The organism is Mycolicibacterium confluentis (assembly GCF_010729895.1).
In the GTDB taxonomy this organism is placed as follows: Bacteria; Actinomycetota; Actinomycetes; order Mycobacteriales; family Mycobacteriaceae; genus Mycobacterium; species Mycobacterium confluentis.
Genome location: NZ_AP022612.1, coordinates 2,466,952 through 2,492,868 on the forward strand (window position 1 = coordinate 2,466,952; position 25,917 = coordinate 2,492,868).

24 protein-coding genes and 2 pseudogenes are annotated in these 25,917 nt (G+C 66.2%); 11 read left to right on the forward strand and 15 right to left on the reverse strand.

From position 1 onward, the window contains the following. Positions 1-58: 58 nt before the first annotated feature. On the reverse strand, positions 59-1,630 hold the full coding sequence (locus tag G6N34_RS11450) for an ABC transporter substrate-binding protein (RefSeq protein WP_085151049.1): 1,572 nt from the start codon (positions 1,628-1,630) through the stop codon (positions 59-61). Between the two features lie 139 nt (positions 1,631-1,769). Between G6N34_RS11450 and G6N34_RS11455 the strand changes: the two genes are divergently transcribed. Further along, the gene (locus G6N34_RS11455; protein WP_085151050.1) at positions 1,770-3,317 is read left to right on the forward strand and encodes an aldehyde dehydrogenase (NADP(+)); all 1,548 of its coding nucleotides are present in this window, start codon (positions 1,770-1,772) and stop codon (positions 3,315-3,317) included. Beyond that, entirely contained in the window at positions 3,317-4,228 is a 912-nt protein-coding gene (locus G6N34_RS11460) for a dihydrodipicolinate synthase family protein (protein WP_085151051.1), read from the forward strand. The genes G6N34_RS11455 and G6N34_RS11460 overlap by 1 nt, the downstream gene beginning before the upstream one ends. A gap of 81 nt (positions 4,229-4,309) precedes the next feature. Here the strand turns inward: G6N34_RS11460 and G6N34_RS11465 are convergent, their stop codons facing one another. Continuing rightward, positions 4,310-5,074, reverse strand: coding sequence for an IclR family transcriptional regulator (locus G6N34_RS11465; RefSeq protein WP_163645372.1), 765 nt, complete (start codon positions 5,072-5,074; stop codon positions 4,310-4,312). Positions 5,075-5,203: 129 nt separating this feature from the next. Between G6N34_RS11465 and G6N34_RS11470 the strand changes: the two genes are divergently transcribed. Further along, positions 5,204-6,748, forward strand: a complete 1,545-nt coding sequence (locus G6N34_RS11470) for a D-arabinonate dehydratase (RefSeq protein WP_085151053.1) — start codon at positions 5,204-5,206, stop codon at positions 6,746-6,748. Between the two features lie 51 nt (positions 6,749-6,799). Here G6N34_RS11470 and G6N34_RS11475 read toward each other — a convergent pair whose 3' ends face one another. Both G6N34_RS11475 and G6N34_RS11480 read right to left on the reverse strand, forming a co-directional pair. Further along, positions 6,800-7,792 carry a hypothetical protein gene (locus G6N34_RS11475; protein WP_109788397.1) on the reverse strand — a complete coding sequence of 331 codons (993 nt, stop codon included), beginning with the start codon at positions 7,790-7,792 and terminating at the stop codon, positions 6,800-6,802. 25 nt (positions 7,793-7,817) lie between these two features. Beyond that, a complete protein-coding gene (locus tag G6N34_RS11480) occupies positions 7,818-8,333 on the reverse strand; it encodes an ABC transporter substrate-binding protein (RefSeq protein ID WP_085151055.1) in 516 nt (171 codons plus the stop codon). Between the two features lie 216 nt (positions 8,334-8,549). Here G6N34_RS11480 and G6N34_RS11485 point away from each other — a divergent pair, with 216 nt between their 5' ends. Further along, positions 8,550-8,858 (forward strand): hypothetical protein, encoded by a 309-nt coding sequence (locus G6N34_RS11485; protein ID WP_085151056.1) that lies wholly within the window; start codon positions 8,550-8,552, stop codon positions 8,856-8,858. 74 nt (positions 8,859-8,932) lie between these two features. Here G6N34_RS11485 and G6N34_RS27970 read toward each other — a convergent pair. The 5 genes and pseudogenes from G6N34_RS27970 to G6N34_RS11505 form a co-directional block, all read right to left on the reverse strand. Further along, positions 8,933-9,046 (reverse strand): annotated as a pseudogene (locus G6N34_RS27970) (hypothetical protein); the annotation flags it as partial. 64 nt (positions 9,047-9,110) lie between these two features. Beyond that, positions 9,111-9,377 carry a DUF1918 domain-containing protein gene (locus G6N34_RS11490; RefSeq protein WP_085151058.1) on the reverse strand — a complete coding sequence of 89 codons (267 nt, stop codon included), beginning with the start codon at positions 9,375-9,377 and terminating at the stop codon, positions 9,111-9,113. 104 nt (positions 9,378-9,481) lie between these two features. Then, positions 9,482-10,735 (reverse strand): MgtC/SapB family protein, encoded by a 1,254-nt coding sequence (locus G6N34_RS11495; protein WP_085151059.1) that lies wholly within the window; start codon positions 10,733-10,735, stop codon positions 9,482-9,484. Positions 10,736-10,839: 104 nt separating this feature from the next. Beyond that, positions 10,840-11,106, reverse strand: a pseudogene (locus tag G6N34_RS11500) (NAD(P)H-binding protein); the annotation flags it as partial. 424 nt (positions 11,107-11,530) lie between these two features. Then, positions 11,531-12,154, reverse strand: a complete 624-nt coding sequence (locus tag G6N34_RS11505) for a peroxidase-related enzyme (protein WP_085151061.1) — start codon at positions 12,152-12,154, stop codon at positions 11,531-11,533. Between the two features lie 235 nt (positions 12,155-12,389). Here G6N34_RS11505 and G6N34_RS11510 point away from each other — a divergent pair, with 235 nt between their 5' ends. Both G6N34_RS11510 and G6N34_RS11515 read left to right on the forward strand, forming a co-directional pair. After that, positions 12,390-12,995, forward strand: coding sequence for a TetR/AcrR family transcriptional regulator (locus G6N34_RS11510; RefSeq protein ID WP_085151062.1), 606 nt, complete (start codon positions 12,390-12,392; stop codon positions 12,993-12,995). A 173-nt stretch (positions 12,996-13,168) separates the two neighbouring features. After that, positions 13,169-13,669, forward strand: a complete 501-nt coding sequence (locus G6N34_RS11515) for a hypothetical protein (protein WP_085151063.1) — start codon at positions 13,169-13,171, stop codon at positions 13,667-13,669. A 16-nt stretch (positions 13,670-13,685) separates the two neighbouring features. Here the strand turns inward: G6N34_RS11515 and G6N34_RS11520 are convergent, their stop codons facing one another. Further along, the gene (locus tag G6N34_RS11520) at positions 13,686-14,405 is read right to left on the reverse strand and encodes an MBL fold metallo-hydrolase (protein ID WP_085151064.1); all 720 of its coding nucleotides are present in this window, start codon (positions 14,403-14,405) and stop codon (positions 13,686-13,688) included. A 92-nt stretch (positions 14,406-14,497) separates the two neighbouring features. On the opposite strand from G6N34_RS11520, the gene G6N34_RS11525 reads away from it, so the two are divergent. After that, complete coding sequence (locus G6N34_RS11525) at positions 14,498-16,102, forward strand: SLC13 family permease (protein ID WP_407663222.1); 1,605 nt, start codon at positions 14,498-14,500, stop codon at positions 16,100-16,102. A 21-nt stretch (positions 16,103-16,123) separates the two neighbouring features. Here the strand turns inward: G6N34_RS11525 and G6N34_RS27725 are convergent, their stop codons facing one another. From G6N34_RS27725 to G6N34_RS11540, 4 genes are all read right to left on the reverse strand, one after another. After that, the gene (locus G6N34_RS27725; protein WP_179965745.1) at positions 16,124-16,738 is read right to left on the reverse strand and encodes a sigma-70 family RNA polymerase sigma factor; all 615 of its coding nucleotides are present in this window, start codon (positions 16,736-16,738) and stop codon (positions 16,124-16,126) included. 24 nt (positions 16,739-16,762) lie between these two features. Further along, positions 16,763-18,235, reverse strand: a complete 1,473-nt coding sequence (locus tag G6N34_RS11530) for an AMP-binding protein (RefSeq protein WP_234812830.1) — start codon at positions 18,233-18,235, stop codon at positions 16,763-16,765. 8 nt (positions 18,236-18,243) lie between these two features. After that, on the reverse strand, positions 18,244-19,959 hold the full coding sequence (gene oxc, locus G6N34_RS11535) for an oxalyl-CoA decarboxylase (RefSeq protein WP_085151066.1): 1,716 nt from the start codon (positions 19,957-19,959) through the stop codon (positions 18,244-18,246). Positions 19,960-20,046: 87 nt separating this feature from the next. After that, positions 20,047-20,991 (reverse strand): NmrA family NAD(P)-binding protein, encoded by a 945-nt coding sequence (locus tag G6N34_RS11540; RefSeq protein WP_085151067.1) that lies wholly within the window; start codon positions 20,989-20,991, stop codon positions 20,047-20,049. Positions 20,992-21,130: 139 nt separating this feature from the next. Here G6N34_RS11540 and G6N34_RS11545 point away from each other — a divergent pair, with 139 nt between their 5' ends. Next, on the forward strand, positions 21,131-21,706 hold the full coding sequence (locus G6N34_RS11545; protein ID WP_109788398.1) for a TetR/AcrR family transcriptional regulator: 576 nt from the start codon (positions 21,131-21,133) through the stop codon (positions 21,704-21,706). Between the two features lie 4 nt (positions 21,707-21,710). Here G6N34_RS11545 and G6N34_RS11550 read toward each other — a convergent pair whose 3' ends face one another. Beyond that, on the reverse strand, positions 21,711-22,256 hold the full coding sequence (locus G6N34_RS11550) for a carboxymuconolactone decarboxylase family protein (protein WP_085151069.1): 546 nt from the start codon (positions 22,254-22,256) through the stop codon (positions 21,711-21,713). Between the two features lie 238 nt (positions 22,257-22,494). Between G6N34_RS11550 and ygiD the strand changes: the two genes are divergently transcribed. From ygiD to G6N34_RS11565, 3 genes are all read left to right on the forward strand, one after another. Further along, positions 22,495-23,337, forward strand: a complete 843-nt coding sequence (ygiD, locus tag G6N34_RS11555; protein ID WP_085151224.1) for a 4,5-DOPA-extradiol-dioxygenase — start codon at positions 22,495-22,497, stop codon at positions 23,335-23,337. 103 nt (positions 23,338-23,440) lie between these two features. Next, complete coding sequence (locus tag G6N34_RS11560; RefSeq protein ID WP_085151070.1) at positions 23,441-24,697, forward strand: GTP cyclohydrolase II; 1,257 nt, start codon at positions 23,441-23,443, stop codon at positions 24,695-24,697. After that, on the forward strand, positions 24,694-25,917 hold the full coding sequence (locus tag G6N34_RS11565) for a URC4/urg3 family protein (protein WP_085151071.1): 1,224 nt from the start codon (positions 24,694-24,696) through the stop codon (positions 25,915-25,917). The genes G6N34_RS11560 and G6N34_RS11565 overlap by 4 nt, the downstream gene beginning before the upstream one ends.

Here is a 25,917-nt window from a genome sequence, read left to right on the forward strand (position 1 = left end):
CAGGGGAGAGCGATCGGCAGTGGCGCCCCCAGCACGAGGGCGCCACTGCCGATCCGGGTCACTGATCCAACCAGACCTCGTTGAGTCCGGCCATCCTGAATCCGACCTGCTTGCCGCCGGCATAGGCGTCGAGCCCCTGCACCTTGCCGGCGTGCGCAGTGAGGAAGTCGCCGTATCCCCAGACGATGTAGATGTGCTCCTGCTGAATCTGCTTGGCGAGTTCGGCGTAGGCGGCGTTTCGTGCGTCGGCATCCATCAGCGCCTGTGCTTCGAAGAAGGCCCGGTCGAATTCGGGGTTGGCGAAGCCGACCTCGTCGAAGAACGCGCCGTTGAGCATCGTCATCCGGGCCAGGTACTCGAAGGATGCACCCAGCCATGCGGTCATGCCGAAGTCCCAGGACAGGTATCCGGCATCGGGATTGAACACGTCCTGACCGGGAACGGTGCTGAAGTCAATCGTGATCCCGGCCGCCTTGGCGGACTCTTGGAAGACCTGGGCGCACTCGACCATTCCCGGCCCGCCCGGACCAAGGTGCAGTGTGATGCTGGGATTGTTGATCCCCGCTTTGGCGAGCACGGACTTGGCGCGCTCCGGGTCGTAGCTGATCGTCTCGGCGTCCTTGGGGAAGGACGGGAAGTTCACTCCGAAGAGGTCCGAGGCGACCGTACCCTTGCCCTGCAGAGCGACATCGACACACTTCTGCCGGTCGATGGCCAGCGACAGTGCCTCACGAAGCGCCGGCTGGTTGGTGGGCGCCGAGTCGGCGCGCATGTAGAAGTTCGACGCTGCCGCACCAGTCTTCGCGGCCACGGAGACACCGGCCTGTTCGAACGCCGCCACGGACGTCGGCGACACGTCGACGGAGACATCGACAGCACCGGAGAGTACGGCGTTGACGCGCGCGGTCTCATCGCTCATCGGCATCACCACGAGTTCGTCGAGGTGCGCCTTCGTGCCCCAGTAGTCGTCGTTGCGAACGAAGACGCTGCGATCACCGCGCGTCCATGACTTGAACTTGAACGGACCGGTTCCGACTGGCGCTTCGAAGTTCTCGGTGCCCGACTTGACGATCGATGTCGACGGGTCGACGAAGAACGACGGGAAGTCTCCGGCGGGCTTCTTCAGTTGGAAGACGATGGTGTGATCGTCGACCTTCTCAGTCCGGTCGAAGTCGACAACCGAGAGGGTGGCGGCCGCGGCAGCGCCTGAGTCCACAACCCGGCGAAGCGAATACAGCACGTCTGCGGCCGTGAGCGGTGTGCCGTCATGGAACTTGACGTTCTCACGAACCGACATCGTCCACTCGGTGCCGTCTTCGTTGGGGGTGAACTCGGACGCGAGCAGCATCTGGGGGCTGCCGTCCTGGCCCAGTTCGACGAGCTGATCGTAGAGTGCGCCGAGCCTGGTCTGGTCGGGCGTGTTCGCCCATTTGGTGGGGTCGAGGGTCTCGGTCTGTCCCCCGCCGATCGCGGCGAGCGTGAGCGTGCCGCCGTCCTTTGGAGTTCCCGTCGACTGCTGCCCGGAGTCCTGTGCCGGGGTACCGCAAGCCGGTACCAACACCAGGATCGCCGCGGCCGCGATGAGGCTGCGTGCCCACGGCTTATGGACCAGTGGCTGAATCTTCTTCACGGACCTGCCTTTCCGATTTTTCGGTGTCGCGCAACGCAGAAGCCTTGCGCCCTGCCTTTCTTGACTTGCAGCGCACACTATCAGTACCTTCCGAAATTGAGAACGGTTGTACGAAATATCGACAAACGAAGGGCCGGCATTGGATTCGCGACGGGAAGAACTCACCTCGGTTGACGCCAGGACGGGTGAGGTGGCGTCACTGGCCACATCCAGCACACCACCGGATGAGCTGACGTCGATGGCCCGCGACGCTGCGGCTGCGGTGCCCTATCTGTGCGGCCTGGGCCGGACCGGCCGCGCCGCGCTGCTCAACCAACTGGCCGATGCCCTGGAGCGACGACGGTCGGACATCGTCGACGTCGCCGACAAGGAGACCGCGCTGGGCGGCGTTCGCCTCAACGGTGAGCTCACCCGGACATGTGTGCAGCTGCGATTCATGGCTGAGGTGGTGGCCGAGGGCAGTTACCTCAACGCGTCGATCGATCATCCCGGTGACACCCCGATGGGGGTGCGCCCGGACCTGCGGAGAACATCCATCCCGATGGGCCCCGTGGCGGTCTTCGGGGCCAGTAATTTCCCCCTCGCGTTCAGCGTGCCCGGTGGCGACACCGCATCCGCGCTTGCCGCCGGGTGCCCGGTGATCGCAAAGGCGCATCCCTCCCACGTTGCGACATCGGCGCTGATCGCTGAGATCTGGCTGGATGAACTGCAGCGATTTGGCGCGCCCCCAGGGGTGTTCAGCATCGTTTATGGGATGGACGCCGGAACCGCGTTGATCCTTGACCCGAACATCAAGGCGGTCGGTTTCACGGGATCGCTGGCCGGCGGGCGCGCGCTCTTCGACCTGGCGGGCCGGCGGGAAACGCCGATCCCCTTCTACGGCGAGTTGGGCAGCGTCAATCCACTCGTGGTGACGGCAGCGGCCGCCGATGATCGCGGGGAGTCCATCGGTGCCGGTATCGCGGCATCGATGACACTGGGAGTCGGTCAGTTCTGCACCAAGCCCGGCCTGTTTCTGATCCCGGCCTCCCCCGCGGGCGACCGAGTCGTCGAAGCGCTGGTCTCTGGTCTGCGCGGCGTCGAGCCCGCATACCCGTTGAATGCCGGGATCCGCGAGGCGTACCGCGAAGGAGTCGCTCGGATCGCCACCGTCGCAGAGGTTCTCGTGGGCCAGGCCACGACCGACGGTCGTCAGATCGGGCCAGTGCTGGCAGCCGCTGATGTCGAAGCGGTCGTTGGGGACGGACAACGTCTGCTCACCCACGAGATCTTTGGCCCCTTCGGCCTGTTGGTTCGGTACCGGGAGACAGCCGAAGTCCTCCGCGTGCTCAGAAGCCTTCCGGCCACCCTCACCGGTACCGTGCATGTCGGCGATGCCGATCAGGACGCGGCCGCGATCACCACCGAGCTCGAAAACCTCTCCGGCAGAATTGTTTACAATGGATACCCGACCGGGGTTGCGGTGTCGTGGTCGATGCAGCACGGCGGCCCCTATCCGGCATCCACGGTCTCCGCGTCGACGTCGGTCGGTGCCGCCGCGGTCGGCCGTTGGATCCGCCCACTCTGCTACCAGGACGCGCCTCAGTCGGTGTTGCCCGACGAACTCCGAGACACTCCGTCGCAACCTCTTCCACGCCGGATAGACGGGCGTCTGATCACCCCCACCCCCCAACCAGGAGCCAACTGATGAGCCTCATCCGAGGTGCTATCCCCGTCGTGCCGACAGTGTTCAACGACGAGCACGAACTCGACTGTGCCGGACAACGGAGGGTCGTCGACTTCCTCGTCGACGCCCGCTCGGCCGCCATCTGCGCTATGGCGAACTACTCGGAGCAGTTCTCACTGACCGACACCGAGCGCGACGTCGTCGTCGAAACCACGATCGATCAGGCCGCGGGGCGGATTCCGGTCTGCGTGGCCACCAGTCACTACAGCGCCCGTGTCGCGGCGGAGCGCAGTCGGCGCGCTCAGGAACAGGGTGCGGCACTTGTGATGCTCATGCCCCCGTTCGTCGGCGCCTCGGTGACGGTCGACGAGCGAGGTGTCGTCGAGTACTTCACGCGCGTGGCCGAGGCCATCGACATCCCGATCATGATCCAGGATGCGCCGATGAGTCCGACGCCGTTGTCGGCTGAACTGCTCGCTCGGCTCGCACGCACCATTCCGCACGTGCAGTACGCGAAGATCGAAGTGGCTCATGCCGCCGACAAGATCCGTCGAGTGCACCAGATGGCCGGGGAGGACATGCCCGGCCTCTACGACGGCGAGGAGGCGGTGACGCTCATCCCTGATCTGTTGGCCGGGGCTCAGGGCACGATGAGCAGTTCGATGATCCCAGAGATTCTGGCAGAGGCCATCCGACTGTTCCATGACGGCGAACGCGATGCGGCTCAGGGCGTCTGGGAGGATGCGCTGCCATTGATTCAGTTCGAGAACCGCCAATGCGGCCTGCGGGCAACCAAGATTCTGCTCAAGGAGGGTGGCATCATCGGCAGCGATGCCACGCGCTCACCGATGCGCACAGTGCACCCGGACACCCGGGTCCAGCTCATCGAACTGGCCAAGCGGAAGAACGCACTCATCCTGCGATGGGCGTGACCTCGCGCCATGGCGGTTGGAGCACCATCGCATCGGACGATCCGATCCGGTGAATGCTGCCAGGTGGCCGGCGGGACGGGCTCAGCTCGGGGATCCGAGCTCGAGCCCGATCTCGCGAGCCCCAGTGGTGACCAGGTCCACCCACTCCTGCTCGGGTCGCTGCTTCCAGCGGATGTAGGGCACCGAGACACTCAGCGCGGCAATCAACTTCCCCCGATGATCACGCACAGGCGCGGCCACGCAGGTGACGTCCGGATTGGACTCACCGAACTCGAACGCGACACCACGCTGCCTGATCATCCGGATCTGGGCCATGATCTCCGCCGGATCGGTGATGCTGTTGGGGGTCAGCGATACGAGCGATTCCCGGGTCAGCATCTTGGCCAGCTCGGTGTCGTCGAGTGCTGCCAGGAGCACCTTTCCGATCGCCGTGCAGCTCGCCGGCAGCCGTCCGCCCACCTTCGATATGGTGTGGACGGCGAAGGTGCTGTCGACCTTGCAGAGGTAGACGATGCTGTCGTCGTCGAGCACGCCGAAGTTGACGGTCTCGTTGCAGCGGGCAGCAACTCGCTCCGTCACCCGCTGACCAACCTTGAGCAGGTCAAACTGATCGGCGAAGGCGAAGCCGAGCCGAAACGCGTTGATGCCCAGCTGATAGATCCCGTTGGCGTTGTCGCGTCGCAGATACTTCGTCGCGACCATGGTGGCCAGCAACTCATGAACGGTGGTGCGGGGCAGGCCCGTGTGTTCCACGATCTGCGCAGACGTCAGGCCCTGTCCCCCATCGTCGATGAACATCTCGAGAATGCCGAAAGCGCGCACGAGAGCCGGTGTCAGTCGTGTCATGGTGAGCCTCTCCCCGCATGATTTGAGTGGCACCGCGCAGGGTGCGCCTCCCCAACCTGAGTGGCCGAGTCTACCTATAGTTGTCCAATATATCTGTCCCATTGTCAAAATTTCGAACAAGGTGAAGCGATGCCCACGGCGCAGAACGTCCCCACTCTGATTCAACTCGATCCGCGTGACAGCGTCGGGCTCACTCGTCAGCATCTACCGCGGGGCGCGGTGATCTCCACTGCCGCAGGAGAACTCACGTTGGTCTCGGAGGTTCCCCGCAGTCACAAGGTCGCACTTCGCCCGATCGCCCGAGGCGAAGAGGTCCGACGGTACGGCCAGATCATCGGGTTTGCCGCCGCGGACATCCGAGCGGGCGAGCACGTGCATCTGCACAACCTCGAGTATCAGGAGTTCGATCGCGAATACGAATACTGCGTCGATGCACGGCCTGAAGAGGTGCTGCCCGCCAGTGAGCGTGCGACGTTCCGCGGCTACGTCCGCTCCGACGGGCGGGTCGGCACACGGAACTACATCGGCGTCCTCACCACGGTCAACTGTTCGGCCACCGCGGCCAAGCGGATCGTCGGACAGATCCGGCAGTCCGGCGTTCTCGAGGAGTACCCGAACATCGACGGGATCGTCGCCCTGACGCATGGCACGGGTTGCGGAATGGCTCAGGTCAGCCAGGGGATGGAGATCCTGAGGCGCACGATGCGAGGTTACCTGGGGCACCCTAACTTCGGTGGGTTCCTGGTGCTCGGGTTGGGGTGCGAGGACAACCAGATCAGCATGCTGACCCGGGATGTGTCTCTGCGCGCGGATCTCCCGATCGCCTACTCCACGATCCAGGAGTTGGGCGGTACGGCAAAGACTGTGCAGGCCGGAGTCGCGGTCCTGCAGGGCATGTTCGAGCAGGTCAACCGCGCCCAGAGGGTGACCGTCCCCGCATCGGAGCTCATCCTGGGCACCAACTGCGGTGGGTCCGACGCGTTCTCCGGCATCACGGCAAATCCTGCGCTGGGCAACGCCGTCGATCGGCTGGTCCGGCAGGGCGGCGCGGCGATTGTGGGCGAAACGCCGGAGATCTACGGCACCGAGCACATGTTGGTGCGACGGGCGGCGAGCGAAAGCGTGGCTACGAAGCTCCTCGAACGCATCGAGTGGTGGCGCCGCTACACCGAGATGAATGACGGAACCATGGACAACAATCCGTCGCCCGGGAACAAAGATGGTGGGCTCACGACGATTCTCGAGAAGTCCCTTGGCGCGGTGGCAAAAGGCGGGACGACGACGCTGCGTGAGGTTCTCGAGTACGCCGAACCGGTGACATCCAAGGGCTTCATCTTCATGGACACACCAGGATTCGACCCGGTGTCGGTGACAGGGATCATCGCCGGGGGCGCCAACCTGGTGTGCTTCACGACGGGGCGCGGGTCTGCGTTCGGATGCGCGCCGGTTCCGTCGCTGAAGCTGGCGACCAATTCTGAACTGTATGCCCGGATGACCGATGACATGGACATCAACTGCGGCGGAATCGCCGATGGCACCGCCACTGTGAGCGAGATCGGCGAGCAGATCTTCAACGAGATCCTGCGTGTCGCATCGGGCACCCAGACCAAGAGCGAAGAATTCGGTTACGGCGATGAGGAATTCGTGCCGTGGCTCCTCGGCACAGTGATGTGACGACCCCGATCGATCTGCGTGGCGAAGACCTCCAGCCGGGCCGACCGGTGGTCAGCGACCTCGCGCCAGTCGGTACTGCTGCGCCACCAGATCGAGAATCTCCGGCGTCAGCATGCCGTTGGCGTACTCCACCCAGCACCAACTGCGGGTGATCGCCTGTCCCGACGGCCCCTCGGTCAGGGTGCCGAAGTAGTGCAGCGGACTGCCCATGGTGTCGAATGCGAACGAATAGAGCTTTGCGCCATAGGAAGCCGTCAAGGTGACCAGTCGACCGGCGTCGTCGAACGCGGGTTCCGCGGTGATGTCGTCGCGCGTGGTGGTGATTCCGTTCTTGACCTGATACCCGGGGCCGAACGCCAACTCGTCGCGGCCCTGCCAGAAACTGCCGCCGCCGATCTCGCCGTCGGAGTACTCGTGCAGCCAGGACACCCACATGCCCTGCAGCTTTCGGGCGATGGGCAGTTCGGTGTAGATCATGCCCTCAGGGCCATAGGCGAAGTCCTGGTGTGCGTACCCCGACACCTCGACGCCGTTGACGGTGCCGGTGGCGTACATGAGTTCATGGCGATAGAAGACATCGTGATCGATGCCGTCCTGTGCGGGCACGTGGGTGATCACCGCGTCACTGACGGTGCGGCCGTGGATCTCCCACCGTCCACCCGCGTCGAACCAGTGGAAACCGTCGTTGTCCCGTTCGATGCGCCCACTGGGATAGGTCGTCTGGACGAGTTCGTCACTGGCCGTGTACGTCAGTGGCTCGAACCAGTCGATGCCGGAGTACTCCGGGAAAAGATGTGGGGCGTTAGGGTCCAGAACCTTTGGCAGAGAGCGGAATCCACACACCGGCGACACCACGTGCGCCATGCCTGCGATGAAGTCGTCGGTTCCCCGCAGGCCCCAGTAGTTCTCGCCGCCGGCGTCACTGACGACCGCGCCGATCCAGATCCCGCTGAGATGGGCGCCAGTGTCGGGAGTCCAGTCGCGACGGTAGTGCGCCAAGGTCGGGGTGTGGCGGCGGACCTCGAAGTCAATGGTGTCGGTCAACGTCCTTCTCCCCATGTCTGGTGTGTCATCCCGGTGCGGTCGGTCGCACGTGCCCTTCGGCGGTCGCGTAGATTGGACCGTGAACCGTCGCCGGAAATCCTTCGGGCGAACAGGAATTCACTTCCCACCCACCCGGCCAGCTGCTGTGACCACCATGGTGAGCTGGCGGCGAACTCGAACGCCGTTGTGGTGTACCGCGGGGGCATTCAGCCCAGGACGGACAGCGCGTCGGAACCTGGGCCACCTTCTCGACGAAGGGCCGCAGTGCGACACCGTTCTCCGACACCCACGGCCCGAAGATCACCAGGGCGTCCTCATCGACCAGTTGGTGGAATGCGTCGCGGACCGCCCCAAAAGCACCTTTGGGCAGGCCCTGCACCGCGCGGACGACGAACTCGACTGGACGATCCAGGATTTCGCGGTCGCGGAAGTCATCGGCGACGAGTTGCAGTGTCGGGAGGATGTTCTCGTCGAACCCGCCCTGCTCACCGAGGTAGTCGATCAGCAGACCGACGCGAGCTGGGGTCACTCCTGCCTTCACGGCCCCTCCCTGGACTGGGCGCTCTCGGCCGACGATCACGCTACTACGAGGGGAACGCAACCATGCCGGGATTCCTCAAGGTTCGGCTCAGACAGGTCGCCGCCACCCGAGGTGACCGCGGGAGCGAACTGAGGACGTTCGACCCTCGCCGCATGGGTCGAGGGGTGGGATGGTCAGGGTGGCGAGCAGGAGGTCGTCGACGGACAGGACAATCCCATGGCCAAACACTCCGTGAAATGGCGCAAGTCGCAGAAGGCACCCGCGGTGCAGGACGATGCCGACGACGTGAACAGGCAGGAGCCATCCGGTGCGAGGATTGTGGTCCTCACCGACGATCCGCACCGGCGCGTGGTGATAGTGCCGGGTTGCCACATCGATTCATTGCCGCATGACGCAGGTACCTACTTCCTGGAGGCCGGCAACGAGTTGGTCGGGATGATCGTCGAGGGCGGGACCGTCGAGTATCGGTCCGAAGAACGCACCTACATTGTGCGGCTGTCCGACGTGTGGCATGCCGGTGAGTGACCGTTAGCGGCGTTTCAGAATTCGCAGGAACGACCGGCGCAGCCACCGCTGGACGTGGAATCAGTTTGGGCCAGAACGGGTCGGGCGAAACACCCGGCCAGCAGGCCGAGGTCGGTGCTGTCGTTCATCAATGTCGGCGAGTTGGGCAGGAACTCCAGGCCGCGCATCATCGTCGAGAAACGCTCAGCACACTGCGCCGGCATGCGCGACCTCCCGGTCATTGCCGCGGACTTCGTTGCCTGATCCGAATTCCTACGAAGTCGTGTCGCGGGAGATCTCCGACTGGACCGCTCCGAACCGATGGCGCGCCCGCTCATCGGCGGCCTCCTGCTCCTCATCGGTGACGACGACCGCGTCTGGACCGGGAAACACCGTCGCCACGTGGTCGTTGTCGAGCCAGCGCACCACATACGGTGGCGAACCATCGGCGGAGTGGACCTCAGTGATCAGACCCCGCTGGTCTCGTCGGCCGATGGTCGTGCCCTTGATCACCAGCCAGTCGCCAACCTTCGCCCTCATCAGCAGTCCCCTTCCGGTCGGGGTTCAATCGTGCGCGCACCCGGTACCTCGGCGGCAAGAGCAGCAGGCCACCACGCCCTATGGACCAAGGTCCCTCAGGCCCCTCACATCGCCAGGACCGTGGCCAACGTGGCGCCGAATGCGACCGTGGGCAGGACCATCCCGGCCAGGAAGCTGAGGCCGAACCGTTGCCCACCGGCGGCGAAGGCCAGCACAGTCTTGACGAGCAGGTTGGACCCGAGTGCCGCCCCGATCGCCACCAACGCGGTGTCGACGGTGATGTCGCCGTTGGCGGCGAGGCTGGCGGCCGCGACGGCACCGGCATGGGCGTCGGCCAGGCCCGCAGCGGTCGCCGCCAACACGGTCCCCTTGGCGCCGAACACGTCAGCTCCCCAGCGACCGATGAGTAGAGCCAAAGTCAGCACCGCCGCCAGGACGAGGGCAGGTTTCAGGGCGAAGGGGCGACCCGCGGGCGGAGCCTCGGAGTGTTCACCACCGGGCGCGTCGTCGTGCTGGACCCGCACGCCTCCCCGGTAGACCAGGGCGACGATGATCACCAGCACTGCCGCGCCCGCTGCCACGGGGGGCCACAGCCGGCGAAGGACATCGGTGTCGACGACTCCGATCACCAGGAGCAGTTGGACAAAGGTCGCGAGGCTGGCGGCCAGAGCGCTGGCCAGCGGTGCCCGCAGACTGGCGCTGGAACGGCTCAGGCGACCCATCGATGCCGTCGTGGCACTCGCTGAGACGAACCCGCCGGCCATACCGGTGACGAGCAGACCGCGTTCGGGGCCCAGGGCGCGCACACCGATGTAGCCGACCCAGCCGATGCCGGTGAGCAGCACCACCAGCAGCCACACCTTGGCGGGGTTGAGCACACCGTAGGGGCCGAGAGCCTGATCCGGCAGCAGCGGCAGGATGACGAACGCCACAACCAGGAATTTGATGGCGTCTTCGAGTTCGACCTCGCTGATGATCTCGCGGGCGAAGCGATGAATACGGGTCTTCGACACCAGCAGCACCGCGACGACGACGGCGAGGGCCACGGCGAGCGCCGGGCGACTGAACGCGAGCGCACCGAGCATGTAGGCGGCAAGGCCCGCAATCGTGGTGGTGGTTCCCGGGTCATCCTCGCTGGTGCGGGCATACGCAAGCGCCAGCACCGCGCCCACGGCGGCAAGCCCGGCCACCACGGCCCACTGGTCGAAGCTTGCGGCGATCGCGCCCACGAGCGACAGCAGCGCAAAGGAGCGCGATCCGGCGGGCAGCCTGCGGTTGTGACTGCGTTCGCGCTCCAGGCCGAGCATCAGACCGATCGCCAGGGCGACCAGGAAGGGCTGGATCTGCTGCCAGGTCACAGCGACTCCTAGTCCGACCAACCGCACACACGGTTGGCGTGCGGTTCCGTCACTCTAATCGTTGGCGCCTGTGCGTTTCAGGTGCTACTCGTGATCGAGTGAGGGGGTGCGGGGTCCCGCAGTTCGGCGCGGGTGTCGACGACGCAGTAATAGACCACGTCACGATCGGCCACGGCCTTCGCCAGTGCCTCGGAATCGAACACGTCTCCGTAGAACGTTTCGACGTCCAATCCGTCGATTCCCTTGGTGGAACTGCCCTTCCGCAGCAGGACCCGGACATCGTCACCGCGTTGCACCAGGCGACGCACCACGCAGGAACCCACATTCCCGCTGGCCCCCGTGACCAGTGCCTTGGGCCGATCAGCCGCCATCGCCTCCTCTTTCGTCGCCGTCCTGGCAGCGAGCGCTCCGCGACCGACCACTGGGGTACGCGACGCGGTGCGACGAACTGCGGGCGGTGCAACTGTAAGGGCGACAGTGGGCTGCGAGGTGGGAACGCCGCGGATTGATGGGGCATATGACGACGACAAGGCCCCGCTGCCGGTGCAGCGGGGCCTCGCTGCCCCGTGACCAGTGCCTTGGGCCGATCAGCCGCCATCGCCTCCTCTTTCGTCGCCGTCCTGGCAGCGAGCGCTCCGCGACCGACCACTGGGGTACGCGACGCGGTGCGACGAACTGCGGGCGGTGCAACTGTAAGGGCGACAGTGGGCTGCGAGGTGGGAACGCCGCGGATTGATGGGGCATATGACGACGACAAGGCCCCGCTGCCGGTGCAGCGGGGCCTCGCTGGCCCGATCAGTGCTGTGGCACGCCCGTGTACTCCGGGTTCGGCGGCACCGACAACGCGATCCCGATGCGGTTGGTGGCACCGATGAACGCCGCGATTGAGATGCCCTCCAAGATCAGGTGATCGTCCAGGCCCAACCGGCGCAGACGCTCGAAGTCCTCGTCGCGGATGGACTGCGGATTGTTGTTCACCGCGATCGCCAGGTCCGCGAGCGCGCGCTCCCGGTCGGTCAGCTCGGCGACCTGGTGATGGTCGATGGCCACGCGTTGACCGAAGGACCAGTCCCCCGCGACCTTGCCGAGCTTGTTGGCGTGGTTGGTGTGGCAGTAGGCGCAGCGGTTCTCGCCGGAGACCACGGTGGCGATCACCTCACGCTCGCGGTCTGTGAGTCCACCACGTCCGTCGGTGCCCAGCAGTGGCAGCAGGTAACCGTTGAGGCGGCCCAGATCGTCCTCGTTCAGCGACAGGGCACGGAACCAGTTGGAGGTCAGGCCCTCCTCGCGCTCCTGGCGCGTGAAGAATCCCTTCACCGCGGGGTTCTTCAGTTCCTCGACCTCGGGCACCTCGAGTCGTGAAATCCTGGTCGTGGGCGGGCTGGTGACGTCGTCGTGGCGTTCGGCTGTGGCGGTCATAGGGCCACTGTGCCCGCCCGATCAGAGGGGGCCAATCATTAAGCGTCGGCAGACTTTAATTCGCGACGGCCGAGGCCCGTGGCGTGACTTCTGCCTCGTGACGGATCGCGCTGCCACAGGCGGAGAACCACGACTGATCTCTCGGTCGCTGGTGCGAAACCGGCCGGATCGGTGCAGCCGACGTATAGTCCCACCTGTCAAGCCGGTCGCATGGCCGAAAGCGATAAGGATCGTTATGCCCTACGTTCCCTCTGAGGAGCGGCGCCAGCACTTCATCGACGCTGCCAGAAGGATCATCCAAGAGGAGGGGCTGGCGAAGGCCACGACTCGGCGCATCGCCGATGCTGCGGGCGCCCCATTGGGCAGCCTCCACTACTGCTTCCGGAACAAAGAAGAACTCTTTGAAGCCGTCTCGCAGAGATTCGGCGACGAAGGTCTGGCCATTGCGGCCAGTAATATCACGCCGGGAATGGGCGCGGTCAAAGCGGCCGGCGAGATCCTGCGCACCCTGGCGCGCTGGATCAGCGAGACCCAGAACGCCCAAGTCGGCGAATTCGAATTCCTTTCCTGGGCGATGCGCTCCGAACAGAACAAGGAGATCCCCCGCCGCGTGTACACCCGCTGGGTGAACGGCCTGCGAGACATCATGCAGGCGGCGTCCACCGGCACCGACGGTGATCTCGACCTGGACCTGCTGGCGCGGGCGATGCTGGCGCTCACCGACGGGTTCAACCTGCAGGACCGCCTGCTGAGTGAGTCGCGGATCACCGACAACATGGAGGCGATCATCGCCGGTCTCACGGCCGCCATCGATCATGGCGCCTACCGGCGGTCGGTCTGACCCGTTCGGTCCGCGCGCGGCCGTCGTCGAAAATTCGGTCAGGAATGCCGATTCCGACTGGGACTAATGGGAAATTACTCCTATTCACCCCTGCGTGAATATTCATCAATCGCCACGGAATTGATCGGACCGATTGTTAGGGTGCCTCAGGCACTCGACAAAAGGAATATGAAATGGCAGATATCCGCGTTCTGGTGATTGCGACGACAGTCGGTCTGGCGCTGACGAGTTGCGGAAACTCCGACTCCACAAAGGCCGAAGACGCCGCCGACGCCGCCGAATCGGGGACCACGACGGCGCAGGTCTCCCCTGCCCCGCAGTCCTCGGCGGATCTGCCCGCGCTCATCCCGGCACCGGCAGGCGCACAGGAGACCAAGGGCCCCAATGACATCTCGGACGGCGGCGTGCACGTGTTCTTCCGAGTCGAGGGCGAACCCGGTGCGGTCATGGACGCCTACCAGTCCGAGCTCGAGGCCAAAGGCTGGCAGGTCACGGTCATCACGACATCAGAGGGTGGCAAGGACAGCGGCGGCGGAGGTGCCGTGTTCACCGGGACGCTCGGCGACGCCTACGGAGTCATCGATGGCGGCGGGTACGAGGACAAGACCTTCGTCGATGTGTGTGCATGGCCGTCCAAGCCTGCCAAGCCGGTCTGCGATCGCGGCGGTCGCTGATGCGGGCCTGACGCCGTCAGGCCGCGAAAGGGTCTGTCGCGCTGGCGATTCGCTGTGACGCGTAGGCCAAGACGGCTTCGCCGTGGCCGAAGCCGGCGACCGCAGCCCCAGTCGCGGCGAGTGTGGACAACGCATCGCGTGCCCGCGCTCGATCGACGTTGAACACCCCGAGGATCACCTGCCCGTGGAACTCCGCCACGGCATCACCGGCCAGAACGGCATCGGCCTCGGGAAGATACAGGCCGATACTGCCCGGCGTATGTCCCGGAATGCCGAGCACTTTCGCCCCACCGGCGAAGGCGAGTACGTCGCCGTCGTCGACCGCGCGATCCACCCGACAGGGCGGGCCGTGTGAGGGGTCGGTGAAATCTGGGTGCAGTGTTCGCTCCGCAGCAGTCAGTACGGGCAACGGGCCGCGCTCGACGCCCTGTATATAGGTGACGTCGGGACCGCCGGCCACCACCTCGACGTCCCCCCACGAAGCGATCTCGGCCGCCGATCCGGTGTGGTCCTCGTGGAAATGGGTCAGCACCAGCCTGGCGACATCCTGGCGCCCGCGCCCCAGTGCCGACAACGCGTCGGCGATCAGGCCTGCGCTGTCGGGCCAGCCGCTGTCGACGAGCGTGACCTCGGCGTCGCCGACCCACAGGTAGGTGTTCAGCAGGTGCGCGCGGCTATCGGGAATGCGAAGCCGGTACAGACCTGAGGCCATCTGCTGCAGATCGGGATGCGCCATCCTTCGACGCTAACCCGGATTCGCGCGAGGGCCCCGTGGTTAGCCTCTCAGCGAAAATGGGCACTCCCTCGGAAAAGAGTAGGGGGGCAGGAGTGACCACGCAGGAACCGGTCGCCAAGACCGACGTCGACAAGTCGCTGCTGGGCAGCGCCACCTACCGCAGCCTCGGCGAACAACGGCTGACCCCCAAGGAGGAACGCTTCGAAAAGGCCCGTCGCACCGTCGGACTCTTCCTTGCTCCCGTGGTGACGGTCGCATTTCTCCTTGTCCCACTGGACATCCCACCGCAGCAGCAGAGCCTCGCCGGAGTCCTGCTCGGCGTGATCGTGCTGTGGGTCAGCGAAGCGGTGCCCATCCCCATCGGTGGCCTCCTCGGGGTGGCCGTCGTGGTGTTCCTGGGCGTCGCCCCCGCCGATGACGTCCTCGCGCCTTTCGGCTCTTCCACGATCTTCACGTTCATCGGCGCGTTCATCCTCGCCCAGGCCATGCTCAAACACGGCCTGGCACGACGGTTCGCGTTCCGCGTCCTGGCTCTGCCCCGCGCCGGCAGCTCCACCACGGGCGTCATCCTGTCCTTCGGTGCGATCACCTGCCTGCTGTCCGCGTTCGTCTCCAACACCGCCACCGTGGCGATGCTGCTGCCGACGGCACTCGGCATTCTCGGCGTCATCGCCAAACTGCTGCAGAAACAGGGCAAGGTCGAACCCGACTTCGACCCTCTGCGCCTGAAGGTCGGGGCCGCAATCATGTTGATGCTGGCCTACGCCGCCAGCGTCGGCGGCCTGCTTACGCCGGTCGGAAGCCCGCCCAACCTCATCGGTCGCGGCCTGATCGAGGAGGCCACCGGTGAGCGCATCAGCTTCGGCCAGTGGATGGTCATGGCCGCCCCCATCTGCCTGGTCATGTTCCTCGTCCTGGCGTTCGTGCTGATCAAGCTGAACAAGCCGGAGATCAAGAACATCGAGGGTGTCGGCGACTACGTCGTCCGGGAACGGGAGGAGATGGGCAGACTCTCGCGGGCAGAGAAGAACACCCTCGTCGCATTCGGGATCACGGTGTCACTGTGGATACTCCCCGGCATCGTCGCCCTGGTCGCGGGCAACGATTCAGACGTCTACAAGACCGTCAGCGAACGCCTCGACGAGGGCACCGTGGCGGTGTTCGGTGCGGCCCTGCTGTTCCTTCTTCCCACCGACTGGGAGCAGCGGGAATTCACCCTGCGGTGGCGCGATGCAGCCGGGATCGATTGGGGCACCATCGTTCTGTTCGGCACGGGAATCATCTTCGGGTCGCTGCTGGCCGACACCGGACTGGCCGAGACGATCGGCACGTCGGTCTCGGATGCACTGGGCCTGTCGAGCGTCGTTGCGATCACGGTGTTCGCGGTGCTGCTGGCCATCGTGGTGTCCGAGACGACCAGCAACACCGCATCGGCCGCGGTCGTGGTGCCGATCGTGATCCCGGTGGCGGTCGCCGCGAGTGTCAATCCGTTTGTGCCCGCACTCGCCGCGACCTTCGCGGCGTCGTTCGGTTTCATGCTCCCTGTCTCGACTCCACAGAACGCGATCGTCTACGGATCGGGCGCGGTGCCGATCACCACGATGATTCGGTCAGGGATCACCTTCGACATCGCCGGAGCGATCCTGATCATCGCGTTCCTCCCCTTGATGATCGCGTTGATCGGGCTGGGTGGCTGATCCATCTGATCCGATGCCAGGTCACGCGCTGCGTCGTCCCTCGGCGGCGTCCGGGATGAACCCGCGCTCGCGGGCGAGATCGGCGAGCAGTATGCGCAGTCGAGTCCGGCCGCGGTGCAGTCGTGACATGACCGTGCCGACCGGAATGCCCATGATCTCGGCGACCTCGCGATACGAGCACCCTTCGAGGTCGACGTAGTGCACCGCCATCCGGAACTGCGCAGGCAGTCTGTGCAGAGCTTCTCGGATCTCGGCGTTCGAAAGCGCCTCAAGAGCTTGGACTTCGGCGGAACGCAGCGTCTTCGGAACCACCGGCGAATGCTCGAAGGAGGCCGCCAACTGCCAGTCGGCGACCTCGTCGGTGACGATGAGCGCCGGCTGACGCTGCCTCCGGCGATACCCGCTGATGTAGGCGTTCGTCATGATCCGGTACAACCAGGCGATCAGATTCGTGCCCTCCCGGAACGACTCGAAGGCGGCGTAGCTCTTGAGCATCGTCTCCTGGACCAGATCCTCGGCATCGGCTGGATTGCGTGTCATCCGCAGCGCGCTGGCGTACAGGCGATCGAGCAGCGGTACGGCGTCGCGGGTGAACCGGTCGGCCGACTGGCGGTGGGGTGGCTCCGTGCGGCTCATCAGTGTGCTCCTCCCCTGGCCCGGTTATCGGGCGTGGCTGCCTTCACTCCAGGTGGCGACGACGTCGTCGGCCAACCGCACTCGGTCCAGATCTCCCTTGGCCGTAGTCGGCAGGGTCGATGTGACGAGGATGTGTTCCGGCACCTCGAACGGTGCGAGATGCGCGCGCGCGAACGCGGTGAGAGCGTCGACGTCGACGGCATCCGAGGACATGACGACAGCACACACGCGTTGGCCGTACAGCGAGTCCGGCACTCCGACGACACCGATCCGGCTGACCCCCGGGAACCGGGCCAACACCTGCTCCACCTGTTCGGGAGCGACCTTCTCGCCGCCGCGGTTGATCAGGTTCTTGATGCGACCCGTGATCGTCAGGTTGCCGTGCTCGTCGATGGCCCCGAGATCACCGGTGCGCAGCCACCCCGCCTCGGGGCCTTCTGCGCTGCCGTGTTCACCGAGATACCCCCGGGTGACCGTCGGTCCCGCGATCCAGACCTCCCCGGATCGGATCTCGGCGGTGATTCCGCTGGTTGGTCGTCCCACAGTGGTCAGTCGCACCAACTGGGCATCGGAGGGCCGGACGGAGCTGATCTGGTGGGTGGCCTCGGTCATCCCGTACGCGGCCAGCACCGGGGCGCCGAAGACCCGCTCGATCTGTTGGGTCACTTCGTTGGCCAGCGGTGCGCTGCAGCTGCGGATGAACCGCAGGCGCCCTGCGATACTCGGTTGTCCGGCGGCGGGAGTGTCGAGCAGGATCTGATGGATCGTGGGCACGGCGGTGTACCACGTCGCGCCGACCGCATCCATATCGCTCCAGAACGTGTGCGCGCTGAACCTGCCCTGCGCGGGCAGCATCAAGGAACCGCCGGAGGCCAGCGTCGCGAGCAGGCAGGCCACCAGTCCGTGACCGTGGAACAACGGCATGACGGCCACCGTCGCGTCGGTCGACGACAGTCCGTAGGTCTCGACGACCGACGTGACCGCCACCGCCAGACTGTGGTTGGTCCACGGCACCATCTTGGGTGTCCCGGTGGTGCCGGAGGTGAACATGATCAGGGCATCGTCAGCTCCAATGCCCGCGGGCCGGTCACGCTGGACGGCTGCCGGCCAGTGCGCGGATCCGATGCTCCAGTGTGGCCAATCATCAACCAGCGCAGTGGGATCCGGACCCGTCAGCACGGCGCGAGCGCAGGCAAGTTCCAGCCGCTGCCGCTTCTGCGGTGCGGGCAGTGCGGGATCCAATGGCACGACCACCAAACCGGCGCGGGCGGCGGCAAGCAGGCCGACCACAAACTCCACGCGGTTCTTGGCCTGCACAGCGATCACGTCGCCGGGCGCGAGCCCATGCTCGGTCAGCCGATCGGCCGTCTCCTGAACCTGTTGACGCAGCTGACCATAGCTCAGGGTGGAACGACCCGCGCCGTCGAACAGCGCGACGGCGTCGGGATTGCCGGCCACCGATGCGGCGATCACGTCTGCGAGCTGCCAACCTCTCATCGTCGCCATCATCGAATCCCTTGTGTCAGAGGTGCCCCAATGCCGACGGGGTTGAGGTTGCTCAGGTGTCCGCTCTCGGTGCCGTCGGTGGGGTCGATCAGGCAGTCGATCAATGCCGGGCCCCCGGCCGCGATGGCCTGCTTCAGCGCCAATGCCAGCTCACTCGGTGTCCTGACGAGAAAGCCGGTGGCACCGAATGATTCGGCCATGCGGTCATATCTGGTCGACTGGAGCAGCGAGGTGGGTGCTGGATCGGCGGACTGGGTATTCACGCCGTCGCCACGGTAGATGCCGCCGTTGTTGAACACCAGCACCGTGGCCGGAAGTCGGTACCGGCAGATCGTCTCCATCTCCATCGCGGAGAACCCGAACGCGCTGTCTCCCTCGATGGCCAGAACCGGTCCCCCGGTCTCGACCGCGGCGGCGATCGCGTATCCGAGGCCGATTCCCATCACGCCCCAGGTGCCCGAGTCGAGGCGGTGGCGTGGGTGCTGCATGCCGATCACGTTGCGCGTCAGGTCCAGGGTGTTGGCGCCCTCGTTGACCAGGCGGATGTCGGGGTGTTCGGCGAGCACGTCGCGGACGGCACGAAGTGCGCCGTGGAAACCCATGGGGTGCCGCTCCTCGGCCAACCGCTCGGCCATCTTCGCGGTGTTCGCTGCGACCTTGGCGGCCAACGCCTGTCGCCACTGCGCCGGGGCGGCGATGTCAGGTGTCGACGGGTGCCGATTGAGCGCCTCGAAGACCGAACCGATGTCACCGACGAGTGGCGCGCTGATGGTCTGATTGCTGTCCAGTTCGGTCGGGTCGATCTCGACCTGGACGAACCTCGCCTCAGGATTCCACTGCGGGGCCTCGCCGTGTCCGAGCAGCCAGTTGAGCCGTGCACCCACGAGCATCACGACATCGGCCTCACGCATCGCGAGCGAGCGCGCCGCGGCCACCGACTGTGGGTGGTCGTCGGGTAGCAGGCCCTTGGCCATCGACATGGGCAGGAACGGGATGCCGGTCGTCTCGACGAAGTCGCGGATCTCGGCGTCGGCCTGCGCGTAGGCAGCGCCTTTACCCAGCACGATGAGGGGTTTGTCGGCCTCGGAGAGCAGAGTCAGGGCACGTTCGACGGCATCGGAGCCCGGTGACACCCGGGGTGCCGGGTCGACGACCGTCCGCAGCGAGGCCGCCCCCGCGGCGGCGTCGACCACCTCGCCGAGGACCGCGGCAGGCACGTCGAGATATACCCCGCCGGGCCGGCCCGATGCGGCCGTGCGGATCGCGCGGGCAACGGCCAGACCGATGTCCTGAGCACAGTCGACCCGGTAGGCAGCCTTGGCCAATTGCCGCGCGACCGCCAGCTGATCGAGTTCCTCGTAGTCTCCGCGCTGCAGGTCGACGATCCGGCGCCCACTGGACCCGGCGATCTGAATCATCGGGAAGCAGTTGGTGGTGGCGTTGGCCAGGGCCGCAAGCCCGTTGAGAAAGCCGGGACCGGACGCCGTCAGGCACACCCCGGGCCGGCCCGTGAGAAACCCGGCGGCCGCGGCTGCGTGGCCCGCGGAGCTCTCGTGGCGGAAACCCAGAAATCTCACTCCAGAGGCCTGCGCGATCCGGGCCACGTCGGTGACCGGAATGCCGACCAGGCCGTAGATGGTGCGGACGCCGTTGAGCTTCAGAGCATCGACGAGCAGGTGAGCTCCGTCGGTCTGCGCCGCACGGGAATCGGTCATGGGAAAACCCTGCTCGCCCCGGGTCTCCGTGTCTGCCCGGCTGACCCCAAACGTCGCGGTCGGGTTTTCGTCCGCGTCGTATGGGGGCTACCCGGTATCGGCTCGACGTCGGTTGGCGGGCCGGAACGCCTCGAGGTGCTCCTCCAGGAAGCCCCGCAGTGGCTGCGGGGAGCGACCGATCAGTGCGCCGAGGGCGGATGCGTCGGCGGGTGTCGCCGCTCCGTTGCGGGCGACGGCTTCACCCACTGCGGAGATATGCTGGGCCATCGCCGCATTCACCGGCCCGTCGGGTCTGGCCAGGCTTTGTGCGCGCAGTTCGTCATGCCACTGCTCCCGGCTCACCGACTCGAATCGGATGCGCGCACCGAGCAGGTCGGTCAGCAGATCGGCCACCTCGGAGTGACTGAACTGTTCGGATCCCGGAGGGTAGGCGATCGGGCCGTCGAAGCGTTCCGGATGAAGCAGCGCCGTCAGCGCCAGTTCGGCGGCGTCACCGCCGCTGATCCACGCGATCTCGCCGTTCCCGAACGAGTTGCGGAAGGTTCCGTCGTGCCGGATCGACTCCGCATGCAACACCAGCAGATTCTGATGGAACAGTGCCGGGATCCGCAGGATGGTGAGGTCGAGGCCGGCCCACTGCAGCACCTCCTCGCACAGCCACTGCGCCCTGCCGAGGGCGCTGGGATTTTCCGGGTGTGCGGGCCCCATCGACATCACAACGGTTCTCAGGCTGCGCCCCACCTCGCGCACCGCGGCGGCGTAGTTCGCTGCGGCAGGCACGGCGCCCGCCGCGATCGGATACGTGAAGAACGCGAGGTCGACGTCCGCCAACGCCGGGATCAGGCTGCGCCGGTCGTGGAGATCCCCGATCACGATCTCGGCCCCCCATTCGGCCAGCTCCTCGGTGCGCGTCGAGTGTGACCGCGCGAGTGCACGGACGGCATGGCCCTCCTCAACGAGTCGGCGAACCAGATGTCCGCCGGTATTGCCGTGTCGGCCGGTGGCGCCGAGGACCAGGACGGGGTGTGTCATGACTGCTGTTTTCCTTGCTTCGGATTATGTACACAGATCGGTATACCCTGTTCAGCGGAATCAGCAGAAGGTTTGGATGGCAGGAAAATACAAGGCGTATGAGGAGAGGTATGGCACACAGATCGGTATGCTCTGCGGAATGAGCCCGAACACTGAGTCACGGGGCGGGCGCGGTGCGCGGCAGCGGATCGAACGAGCGGCCGCTGAACTGTTCTACCGACGCGGTATCCACGCGAGTGGCGTCGACCTGCTCACCGAAGAGGCGCACGTCTCGAAACGGACCTTCTATCAGCATTTTCCGAGCAAGAACGACCTTGTTGAAACCTATCTGCGGGCCATTGACGAGCGCGGTGGGTCACCGGCGGAGCGGCAACTCGACAAGGAGCACTCGACGCCCCGTGAGCGTTTACTGGCGATCTTCGACGCCCCGGCGGTGAATCGGTACCGCGGATGCCCGTTCCACAATGCCGCCGTGGAAGCGGCGGGCACACTGCCCGTCGTCGACGACATCGTCCGCTCACATAAGCAGGGCTTCGCCGACAGGCTCGCCTCGGTGGCCGCGGAGGCGGGCGCGGCAGACCCCCATCTTCTGGCCCAGCAAGTGCTGGTGCTGTTCGAGGGCGGTACCTCGTTGGCGACGTCGATGAACGACACCGCCCCCCTGGTGCACGCCAGGACCGCCGCGGCGCAGTTGATCGACGCCGCGTGCGCGTGACTCGCTAGTGCGCGGCGTCGACGGCCTGCTGTTCGGGCCGTACCCCAAATGAGTTGAGCCCCATGGCGAACGTGGTGTATCCGCCCACGGTGAAGATCAGGTCCATGCGCTGCTGATCGTCGAGTCGCTCCCCCAGGGCTTCCCAGGTCGCCGGCGACAGTCCCCAGTACTGCTGCAGTTCGTCCACGGCGGCGATCAGTGCGCGATCGAACTCGTCGTGCGCCGCGCCGCGCCGAAGCGCGACGATGTCCTCGTCGGTGATACCGACCTGTGCGCCCATGTGGACGTGGTGGGCCCACTCGTAGGCGCACCCGGTGTTGTGTGCGACGCGCAGCGTGACCAGTTCCCGCATGCGTGGCGGCAGGGTCGACCGCTCAAGCAGGTGCACGCCGAACGGCAGGTAGGCGGCCGCGAGGTCAGGATGTCGGACCATGGTCGCCAGCGCGTTTCCGGCCCCGTCCGGATGCCTGTGTTCGGGGGCCACCAGGCTGGCCAACGACTCGCGCGCGCGGTCGTCCCATTCGTCCGCGGGCAACGGGCCCAGACCCATCCTGATCCTCCTCGAGCGCGACTCAGCGGCAAGATTTTCCTTGCCGATCGTATAGGAATTCGGCGGCGCAGCCAGACGAGGTGACGGAGGTGACAGGGCTGCGATTTCGGTGCCGCGTGCCACAACGAACCGTCTGCTCGATCCCTGCCTCGTGCCCTGTGAAGGGGCTAGGCTGAAGCGGAGTTGAGCCATCCCGTCGTCCATGTGGAACGGAAACATGTTGTCCGACAACACGATCATGCCAGCGGCGTTCATCGGCCATGGTAGTCCGATGAACGCGTTGGAGGTGAATCGGTACACCTCGGCATGGCGTGCGTTCGGCCGGTCGGTGCCGCGACCGCGTGCGATCCTCGTCGTCAGTGCGCACTGGTACATCAACGCCACAGCCGTCACCGCGATGTCCCGGCCGCGCACGATCCACGACTTCTACGGCTTCCCCGATGAGTTGTTCGCCGTGGACTACCCCGCTCCGGGCCAACCCGATCTGGTCGACGAGATCAGGGAGATCGTCAAGCCGACGTGGGTCGGCGCCGATGTCGACAGCTGGGGCATCGACCACGGCACCTGGTCGGTACTGGTACACGCCTTCCCCGACGCCTCGATTCCCGTGGTCCAACTGTCGATCAACGCCGACAAGCCGCTGCACTACCACCTCGACCTCGGCGCCAGGCTGTCGGTGCTGCGCAGTCGTGGTGTGCTGATCGTGGGCAGTGGCAACATCGTGCACAACCTGGCGGCCATGACCGGCGCACTCCCCGACTCCGGATACGACTGGTCGCAACGATTCGACGCGGATGCCCGCGAGCTTCTGACCAGCACCCCAGACGACATCCTGCGGTTGGGCGCGCACCGTGACTACCGGGCGGCGGTGCCCACGCCGGACCACTTCATCCCCCTGCTCTATCTCGCGGGGGCGGCGGGTGCGGCGTCATCCTCGCTGGACGGACTGGTCGAGGGCCACTGCTACGGATCGCTGTCGATGTCGTCCTACACCCTGGGCGCCTCCGAAATCCCGCAGGATGTCGACGCTGGCGCGGCGGCTCCGCCGCTGGAGGTCGACGCAGGCCAGTCGAACATCTGAGGCCTCATCCGCATACCCGGCGACAGTGCCGACAAGTGGCTATGCTGGCGCCTTTCCGCAGGCGTGGGGTCTCCCGGGGCCCACGGAAGACGGAGGTACAGGTATGGCCGCTGAGTCGACGGCGCCGAACGGCCACATCAGGCTGACCTCCCACCGCGGCGGCGTCGGAGCCCCGCCGCTGACCTGGGCGGCCCCCACGGCGGCCGCGCGCGGTCCCGTGGTCGGTACCACCACCTCGCGCGCCCACCGCAACGTGATCGGAACGCACAGCGGGTCCTACAGCGTGTACCGCGCGCTGGCCGTGGCCGCGGGTGCCCTGTCGCGTGAGCACCGGGCGGACCTGACCAACACGGCGCCGACCGATGACATCGGTCCGTATCCGTCATGGCACGAGCCCGGGGCGATCGTCAGCCTCGATCCCTGGGGTGCGCAGGTGGCCGACGTGTTCGCGGAACATCTGAGCGCCGGGTACGACATCCGCCCCACCATCGCGGTCACGAAGGCGCACGTGATCCTGCCCGAGATCAGCGAGGCGATCAGCAGCGGTCGGCTGCGGCCGGACGGGAAGGTGCTGCTCGACGGCGGTGCCGCGCTCGTCACCAAGGCGGCCGTCGAACCCGTGTGGCATCTGCCGGGTGTCGCGGCGCGGTTCGGTTGCAGTGAGACCGACCTGCGTCGCGTGCTGTTCGAGGAGACCGGCGGGATGTATCCCGAACTCGTGACCCGGTCGGACCTCGAGGTGTTCCTGCCTCCGATCGGTGGCCAGACGGTCTACCTCTTCGGCAGTCCGCGGGATCTCTCGGATCCGTCGGTCGAACTGACCGCGCGGGTGCATGACGAGTGCAACGGCTCCGACGTGTTCGGGTCCGACATCTGCACCTGCCGGCCCTACCTGACCCACGCCATCGAGGAGTGCATCCAGGGCGCGCAACGTGGCGGAGTCGGCCTGGTGGCCTACTCCCGCAAGGAGGGTCGCGCCTTGGGTGAGGTCACCAAGTTCCTGGTGTACAACGCACGCAAACGGCAGAGCGGGGGCGACAGCGCCGATCAGTACTTCGCCCGCACCGAATGCGTTGCGGGCGTGCAGGACATGCGATTCCAGGAGTTGATGCCCGACGTCCTGCACTGGCTGGGAGTGCGCAGGATCCACCGCCTGGTGTCGATGAGCAACATGAAGTACGACGCCATCACGGGGTCCGGAATCACGGTCGACGAGAGGGTCAACATCCCCGACGAGCTGATTCCGCCCGATGCCCGCGTGGAGATCGACGCCAAGACGGCGGCCGGCTACTTCACTCCCGGCGCGGTCCCCGATGCCGTCGAGTTGAAGAAGGCCAAGGGAAGAGGGCTGCCGGCATGACGGTCACCCGCGACCTCGACTCACTTGCGGTGCAGCACTTGCGGACCACAACCGCGATCCGGGAACGTGCGGACTGGCTGCTGGAGCGCGCGCGCCGGGGCGACTCGCGGTGGTTCGAGGTCGACGACGACGGCCTGGAGCGCGCGGCCGACGAGGTGGCCGCCGAGACGCGCCGCCGCCATCCCGGCCTGGACATCCCGTACCACAGCCGGTGGCGCCACTTCGAGGCCGGCGGAGTGGATCGAAAAGCGCTGCTGGACAACGGACTGGCCGCGCAGACGCCCACGCGACGGGCACAGGCCCTCATGGACCTGACCGTCGTCAGCGTGCTGCTGGACGCCGGCGCCGGTGCGTCCTGGCGCTACCGCGAGGCCGACACGGGCGGCATCTTCTCCCGATCCGAGGGACTGGGGGTGGCCAGCTGGCACGCTTTCACCGCCGGTGTGTTCTCCAGCGACCCGGCTGATCCACTGCGCTGCGACGCCGCAGGCCTGCGGGCCCTGACCGCCGCACGTCTGGCCGAAGCGTTCCAGGTGACTCCGGACAATCCGCTGGTCGGATTGGACGGGCGGGTGGCGCTCCTGCACCGACTCGGTGCTGTTCTGGCGCAGCGCACCGACGTGTTCGGTCACCTCGGACGCCCCGGTGGCCTCGTCGACTCCTTCGGTGCCGAACTGGCCGCCCACGACCTGCTGTCCTCGGTCCTGCGGTTGATGTCCGACATCTGGCGGGCGCAGAACATGATCGGCCACTATCCGCTGGGTGACTGCTGGCACCACGACGCCGTGCCCGGCGTCGGATCGAGCCGAGGCTGGATGCCGCTGCACAAGCTGTCCCAGTGGCTCACCTACTCGCTGCTGGAACCGTTCGAATGGGCCGGCCGAACGGTGCACGGACTGGACGACCTGACGGGTCTTGCCGAATACCGCAACGGCGGACTCTTTCTGGACACGGCCGCGTTGAGACTCCGCGACCCCGACTTCGGGACGCGAGTGTGGTCCCCGGCCGACGAGTTGGTCGTCGAGTGGCGAGCACTGACGATCGCGCTGCTCGACGGGCTGGCTCCCCTGGTTCGACAGCGCCTCGGCATCAATGCCGAGCAGATGCCGCTTGCCCGTGTGCTCGAAGGTGGAACCTGGTGGGCTGGGCGAAGACTCGCGGCGCAGTTGCGTGACGGCCTTCCTCCTCTGACGGTCAACAGTGACGGGACGGTGTTCTGA